Annotated in this window: 3 protein-coding genes; 2 read left to right on the top strand and 1 reads right to left on the bottom strand. The window is 62.7% G+C overall.

Features of this window, described 5'->3' with window-relative positions:
• Nucleotides 1-147: 147 nt before the first annotated feature.
• Nucleotides 148-3,621 (bottom strand): hybrid sensor histidine kinase/response regulator, encoded by a 3,474-nt coding sequence (locus tag QMX88_RS28165; protein ID WP_282373531.1) that lies wholly within the window; start codon nt 3,619-3,621, stop codon nt 148-150.
• Between the two features lie 246 nt (nt 3,622-3,867).
• On the opposite strand from QMX88_RS28165, the gene QMX88_RS28160 reads away from it, so the two are divergent.
• Nucleotides 3,868-5,016, top strand: a complete 1,149-nt coding sequence (locus QMX88_RS28160) for a TDT family transporter (RefSeq protein WP_282373530.1) — start codon at nt 3,868-3,870, stop codon at nt 5,014-5,016.
• Nucleotides 5,017-5,138: 122 nt separating this feature from the next.
• The gene (locus QMX88_RS28155; protein WP_282373529.1) at nt 5,139-7,010 is read left to right on the top strand and encodes an MFS transporter; all 1,872 of its coding nucleotides are present in this window, start codon (nt 5,139-5,141) and stop codon (nt 7,008-7,010) included.
• Nucleotides 7,011-7,159 lie beyond the last annotated feature (149 nt).

Below are 7,159 nucleotides of genomic sequence, written 5' to 3'. Positions count from 1 at the left end.
ATCTGGCGCGCAGCGGCAGCAAACCGGTGCGTGCCGTGTGTCAGGCATTACCGGGGTGTCGGGTTTCACGACTGCTTCGCAGCCGATCGCGAGCAAGCTCACTCCTACAGTGGATCATCGTTCCCATCGTGACGATACCGGCCAGCCTCAACCCAAACGCACATGCCGGCTCAACAACGCCCGCAGCGCTGCGGGCTTTACCGGTTTGGCCAGATACTCAAGGCCGGCGGCGTGTACCTGGGCGATCAGCTCCGGGCGGCCGTCGGCGCTGATGACCACACCGGGGACCGGCTCACCCAGTTGCGTGCGCAGCCACGCCATCAGTTCGGTGCCGATCTCACCGTGGTCCAGGTGGTAATCCACCAACGCCAGGTGCGGGCGAATGCCGTCGTTGAGCAGGGCCTGGCATTCCTCACGATTGCGCGCCGTCCAGACCTGGCAACCCCAGCGGCTCAGCAGGCTGTTCATGCCGATCAGGATGCTGTCCTCGTTGTCGACGCAGAGGATTTGCGTACCGTTGAGCGCAGCACGCGAAGGTTCGCTCGGCACAACGGCCGGTATCGGCAATGCAGGCGCCAGCGGCACCGTGACGCTGAACACGCTGCCCTGGCCCGGCCATGAACGCACTTCCAGCGAATGACCAAGCACGCGGCACAGACCGTCGGCGATCGCCAGCCCCAGCCCCAGGCCCTTTTCGGCGCGGGTCTGATGGCTGTCGAGCCGCTTGAACTCCTCGAAAATCACCTGCCGCTTGTCCTCCGGAATACCCGGCCCACGGTCCCAGACTTCCAGGCTCAGCTGCCCGCTTCTGCGCCGCACCCCCAGCAAAATAGGCCCCTTGGCGTAACGAAACGCATTGGTCAGGAAGTTCTGCAGCACCCGCCGCAGCAGTTTGGCATCGCTGGCGACGCGCAAATGGCTGCCGCGCACGCGGAAGTCCAGACCCTGCTCCTGGGCGAGGGCCTTGAATTCAGCGCCGAGGGTTTCAAACAGATTGTTCAGTGCGAACGGCGTGATGGTCGGCGTGAACTTGCCGTTCTCCAGCCGCGAAATATCCAGCAGGTCGCTGATCAAGTCTTCGGCCGAACGCAGCGAGCTGTCCAGATGCTGGATCAGCTGTTTCGCTTCCGCCGGCACGTTGTCGTCGTTGTGCAGCAGCGCAGCGGAGAACAAGCGCGCGGCATTCATGGGCTGCATCAGGTCGTGGCTGACGGCGGCGAGAAAGCGCGTTTTCGACTGATTGGCGGCTTCCGCATGGGCCTTGGCTTCGCTCAGCGCCGTGTTCAGCTGCGACAGCTCCCGCGTCCGTTCAGCCACGCGTTGTTCGAGGCTTTCGTTGGCGCCCTTGAGCGCATGCTCGGCCTCGCGGAACGCGGTGATGTCAGTGAAGCTCATGACGAAGCCGCCGCCGGGCATCGGGTTGCCGATCAGCTCGATCACCTGCCCATTGGGAAACAACCGCTCGGACGTATGCGCGCGGCCCTGACGCATCCAGTGCAGGCGCCGGGCGACATGCACTTCGGCCTCGCCGGGGCCGAGCAAACCGCGCTCGGCGTTGTAGCGGATGATGTCGGCGATGGGCCGCCCCACGCTAATCAGGCCTTCCGGGTAATTGAACAGCTCCAGATAGCGCGCGTTCCAGGCCACCAGGCGCAGGGATTGATCCACCACGCTGATGCCCTGAGTGATGTTCTCGATGGCGCCTTGCAGCAGCGCGCGATTGAACTGCAGCACCTCGGAGGCTTCGTCGGCGATGCGCACCACATCTTCAAGCTGCATGTCGCGGCCTTCAATCGCCGCCTTGACCACCGCCCGCGTCGACGACGTGCCCAGCACCCCTGCCAGCAAGCGTTCGGTGTGGGCGATCCATTCGCCGTTGGCGTTCTGGTTGGGGTTGAAACCTTTGCCCTGCCGGTAGGCGAAACGGATGAAGCTCTGTTGCGCCCGTTCTTCTCCGACGAAACGGGCCGAGAGCTTGAGCAGGTCTTCGATCTGCACCGCCAGCAGCGAGCGGTTGTTAGGCCGCGCCTGCAATTCCTGGCCGATGAAACGGCCCGCCTGCCAGTGTTCGGACACCCGCGTTCGCGACAGCAGCGAGACCCACACAAACAACGCCAGGTTGCCCAGCATCGACAGCACCACGCCCTGGGTCAGCGGGCTGATCGGCAGATTGAACGGGTTGCTGTGCAGCCACGCCAGCAGCGGAAAACTGCTCAGCGACCAGCCCATGCTGTGGGCAATGATCGGCAGCACCAGGGTGTAAAACCAGATGAACACCCCGGCGGCAAGCCCGGCGAACACCCCGCGACGATTGGCCGGCTTCCAGTACAGCGCGCCGATCATCGCCGGCATCAACTGAGTGATGGCGGCGAAGGCGATCTGGCCGATGGTCGCCAGACTGGCAGTCGAGCCCAGCAGCCGGTAGCTGACGTAGGCGAGCAACAGAATGACGACGATGCTGACCCGGCGCACCGAGAGCATCCAGTGGCGGAACACCTCAAACGGGCGCTCGGCGGTTTTGCGCCGCAGCAGCCACGGCAGCAGCATGTCGTTGGAAACCATGGTCGAGAGGGCGACGCTGGCAACGATGACCATGCCGGTGGCGGCCGAGGCGCCGCCGATGAACGCCAGCATGGCCAGCGCCGGGTGCGCGTGGGCCAATGGCACGCTGATCACAAACGAGTCCGGCAGCACCGAGGCGGGCAGCAGCATCTGCCCCGCCAGCGCAATCGGCACCACGAACACCGCGGCCAGCAGCAAATACGCCGGGAACACCCACTTGGCCAGGCGCAGGTCCTGGGGCTCGATGTTCTCCACCACGGTGACGTGAAACTGCCGGGGCAGGCAGATGATCGCCATCATGGCGACGCCGGTCTGCACCACCATCGATGGCCAGTTGACTGTCTCTTTCCAGTACTCCTCCAGACGCGGCGCGAGCATGGCCTGGTTGAACAGGTCATCCACCCCGTCGTACAGGCCGAAGGTCACGAACGCGCCGACGGCCATGAAGGCGAACAGCTTGACCAGCGACTCGAAGGCAATCGCCAAGACCATGCCGCGGTGGTGCTCGGTGGCGTCGAGGTTGCGGGTGCCGAAGACGATGGTGAACAGCGCCAGCACCAGCGACACGATCAGCGCAGTGTCCTGGGCGCGAGTCCCTGTGGCGTCGGCGCCGGCACCGATCAGAATGTTCACCCCCAGCACGATGCCTTTGAGCTGCAGCGCGATGTAGGGCAGCACGCCGATCAGGCAGATCAGCGCGACGACCACGGCGAGGGTTTGCGACTTGCCGTAGCGGGCGGCGATGAAGTCGGCGATTGAAGTGATGTTTTCCTGTTTGCTGATCAGCACCATTTTCTGCAGCACCCAGGGCGCCAGCAGCATCAGCAGAATCGGCCCGAGGTAGATCGGCAGAAACGACCACAGTTGTTCGGCGGCCTGACCGACCGAGCCGAAAAACGTCCAGCTGGTGCAGTAAACCGCCAGCGACAGGCTGTACACCCAGGCGCGCAGGCGCGGCGGCAGCGGGGTACTGCGGCGGTCACCGTAAAAGGCGATGGCGAACATGATGGCCATATAGGCCAGGGCGACGGCAGCGATCAGCCCGCTGGACAGCGACATGGGAACTCCGGAGGCAAGCGGCTAGCGGTTTCGGTGGCGATCCCTCGCCGGCCGGACAGTCTCGCACGCCGCGTGGGGTTCGTCTGTTACGACCAAGGTCTGAGCGGCGCGGTGTCGCAGGGGCGCAGAACGGGTAGCGTCTTCCATATCGGGGAAATCTATGAGACATAGCGAAATTACCCGCTTAGTCGATATCAGCTGCGGCTCTACTATGGGGACCACCTCACACGAGGACAGGAGCTCGCCATGACCCACGCCATTTTCTGCCCGCAAAGACCCTTCAGCCAACTGAGCCATCCACGGGAAGTCATCCGCCAATTCACCCCCAACTGGTTCGCCGCGACCATGGGCACCGGGATTCTGTCGGCTGTGCTGGTGCAGCTTCCGGTGCCCATCCCCGGTCTGTTCCAGCTGGCCGGAGCCTTGTGGATGCTGAACATCGTGCTGTTCCTGACCTTCAGCGCCCTCTACATCGCCCGCTGGGTGATGTTTTTCGACGAGGCGCGGCGGGTGTTCGGGCATTCCACGGTGTCGATGTTTTTCGGCACGATTCCCATGGGCCTGGCGACGCTCATCAATGGGCTGCTGACTTTCGGCCTGCCGCGATGGGGCGACGCCGTGCTGCCGATTGCCGAGATGTTGTGGTGGCTGGACGTGGCGATGTCCCTGGCCTGCGGCGTGGTCATCCCGTTTTTGATGTTCACCCGCCAGGAACACCGCATCGATCAGATGACCGCCGTCTGGCTTTTGCCGCTGGTGGCCTGCGAAGTGGCGGCGGTGAGCGGCGGGCTGCTGGCGCCGCATCTGGCCGACAGCGACAGCCAGTTCAGCGTGCTCATCACCAGCTACGTGCTGTGGGCGATGTCGGTGCCGGTGGCGTTCAGCATTCTGACCATCCTCTTGCTGCGCATGGCCCTGCACAAACTGCCCCACGAAAGCATGGCCGCATCGAGCTGGCTAGCGCTCGGGCCGATCAGCACCGGCGCATTCGGTTTGATTGTGCTGGGCGCCGATTCGCCACTGATCTTCAACGCCAACGGCCTGCCCGGCGTCGGCGAAATCGCCTCGGGCCTTGGCCTGATCGGCGGCGTGATTTTATGGGGTGTCGGGGTGTGGTGGTGCCTGATGGCGCTGCTGATCACCGCGCGCTACCTGCGCAACGGCATCCCGTTCAACCTGGGCTGGTGGGGTTTTACCTTTCCGCTGGGCGTGTTCGCGCTGACGACCCTGAAGCTGGGCGCGGTGCTTCATCTTGTGTTCTTTGCGGTTCTCGGCAGCGTGCTGGTCGCCGCGCTGAGTGTCCTGTGGCTGGTGATCATGAAGCGCACCGTGACCGGGGCCTATAAAGGCGATCTGTTCGTTTCGCCCTGCATCGCCGGTTTACGTACGCTCTAACGGGTTATGCGTTGGAGCGCGTGCTCGACTTTGACGCCGGATACGTCTTCAATGTGGCCCGGAACCGCCTTTCGGCGTTCCCATCAGAAAGCCGATACCGGCGCCACTCAGGACCAGGGAAGATGAGTCAGTCGCAGTTCAGTTTGTTGGGTAAGCGGCGCTTTCTGCCGTTTTTCGTGACCCAGTCCCTCGGGGCGTTCAACGACAACATCTTCAAGCAGTCGCTGATCCTCGCCATCCTCTACAAGCTGAGCATCGACGGCGACCGCTCCATCTACGTCAACCTCTGCGCCTTGCTGTTCATCCTGCCGTTCTTTCTATTCTCGGCGCTGGCCGGGCAGTTCGGCGAGAAATACCCCAAGGACAAGCTGATCCGCATGATCAAGGTCCTGGAGATCGTGATCATGGTCGTGGGGGCCACGGGTTTTCTCTTTAATCACCTGTCGCTGATGCTGGCGGCGCTGTTCGCCATGGGCACTCACTCGGCGCTGTTCGGGCCGGTGAAGTACTCGATCCTGCCCCAGCACCTGCATGAGAACGAACTGGTGGGCGGCAACGGCCTGGTGGAAATGGGCACGTTTTTGGCGATCCTGGCCGGCACCATCGGCGCCGGAGTGATGATGTCGGCGACCCACTACGCGCCCATCGTCGCGGCAGCGATGGTCTCGGTGGCGTGTCTGGGTTACCTCGCGAGCAGGGGCATTCCGCCGGCCGCGGCCGCTTCGCCGGACATGCGCCTGAACTGGAACATCTTCAGTGAATCCTGGGCCACCCTGAAACTCGGCCTGGGGCAGACCAAAGCGGTGTCGCGTTCCATCGTCGGCAACTCGTGGTTCTGGTTCGTAGGGGCGATTTATCTGACGCAGATCCCGGCCTACGCGAAGGACTTTCTGTATGGCGATGAAACCGTCGTCACACTGATTCTGACCGTGTTCTCCATCGGCATCGCCGCTGGCTCCATGCTCTGCGAGCGACTGTCAGGCCGCAAAGTGGAGATTGGCCTGGTGCCGTTCGGCTCCATGGGCCTGACCGTGTTCGGCTTGTTGCTGTGGTGGCATTCCGGTGATTTCCCGCAGAACGTGCAGGCCAATAACTGGCTGGCGATTCTGGGGTACGGGCAGGCGTGGTGGGTGTTGCTGGACATCCTCGGCATCGGCGTCTTCGGCGGGTTTTACATCGTGCCGCTGTACGCGCTGATCCAGTCGCGGACGCCGGAGAAAGAGCGCTCGCGGGTCATCGCGTCCAACAACATCCTCAATGCGCTGTTCATGGTGGTCTCGGCGATTGTCTCGATCGTCCTGTTGAGCGTGGCGAAGCTGTCGATCCCGCAGCTGTTCCTCGTCGTGTCGCTGATGAACATCGCGGTTAACACTTACATCTTCAAAATCGTGCCCGAGTTCACCATGCGCTTCATGATCTGGCTGCTCAGCCATTCCATGTACCGGGTGGAGCATCGCGACCTCGACCTGATCCCTGATGAGGGCGCGGCGTTGCTGGTCTGCAACCATGTCTCGTTCGTCGATGCGCTGTTGATTGCCGGGTCTGTGCGCCGGCCTATCCGCTTCGTCATGTACTACAAAATCTTCAATCTGCCGGTGCTGAATTTCGTGTTCCGCACGGCGGGCGCCATCCCGATTGCCGGTATCAAAGAGGACAAGGCAGTGTTCGACAGCGCGTTCGAACGCATCGCCCATTACCTTAAGGAAGGCGAGCTGGTGTGCATCTTTCCGGAAGGCAAACTGACCACCGACGGCGAGATCGACACCTTTAAGAGTGGCATGACCCGGGTCTTGCAGGAGACTGATGTGCCGGTGATTCCAATGGCATTGCAGGGGTTGTGGGGCAGCTTTTTCAGCCGCGACCCGAACAAGGGCGTGTTTCGCAGGCTTTGGTCGCGAGTGACGTTGGTGGCCGGGCCAGCGTTGACGGGAGAGGCATCGCAACCGGCGCTGGTGCGTGAGCGGGTAGCGGAATTGCGGGGGGCGGTGCGCTAAGGCGAGCGCCGGCGCGTTAATAAGAAACCCGATATTTCTGGTGTCAAAATAACTTGTGGGAGTGAGCTTGCTCACGAAGACGGTATTCCTGCCGCAGAAAAATGAGCGGATGTACCGGCCTCTTAGTGAGCAAGCTCACTCCCACATGG

It is taken from the genome of Pseudomonas sp. PS02290 (assembly GCF_029960075.1).
In the GTDB taxonomy this organism is placed as follows: domain Bacteria; phylum Pseudomonadota; class Gammaproteobacteria; order Pseudomonadales; family Pseudomonadaceae; genus Aquipseudomonas.
The sequence above is the reverse complement of the archived record's forward strand: the minus strand, read 5'-3'. Positions and strand labels throughout refer to the sequence as shown.

Excerpts from the sequence above, each read along its gene's own strand:
- QMX88_RS28165 (WP_282373531.1), bottom strand. The coding sequence starts at position 3,621 with ATGTCGCTGTCCAGCGGGCTGATCGCTGCCGTCGCCCTGGCCTATATG.
- QMX88_RS28160 (WP_282373530.1), top strand. The coding sequence starts at position 3,868 with ATGACCCACGCCATTTTCTGCCCGCAAAGACCCTTCAGCCAACTGAGC.
- QMX88_RS28155 (WP_282373529.1), top strand. The coding sequence starts at position 5,139 with ATGAGTCAGTCGCAGTTCAGTTTGTTGGGTAAGCGGCGCTTTCTGCCG.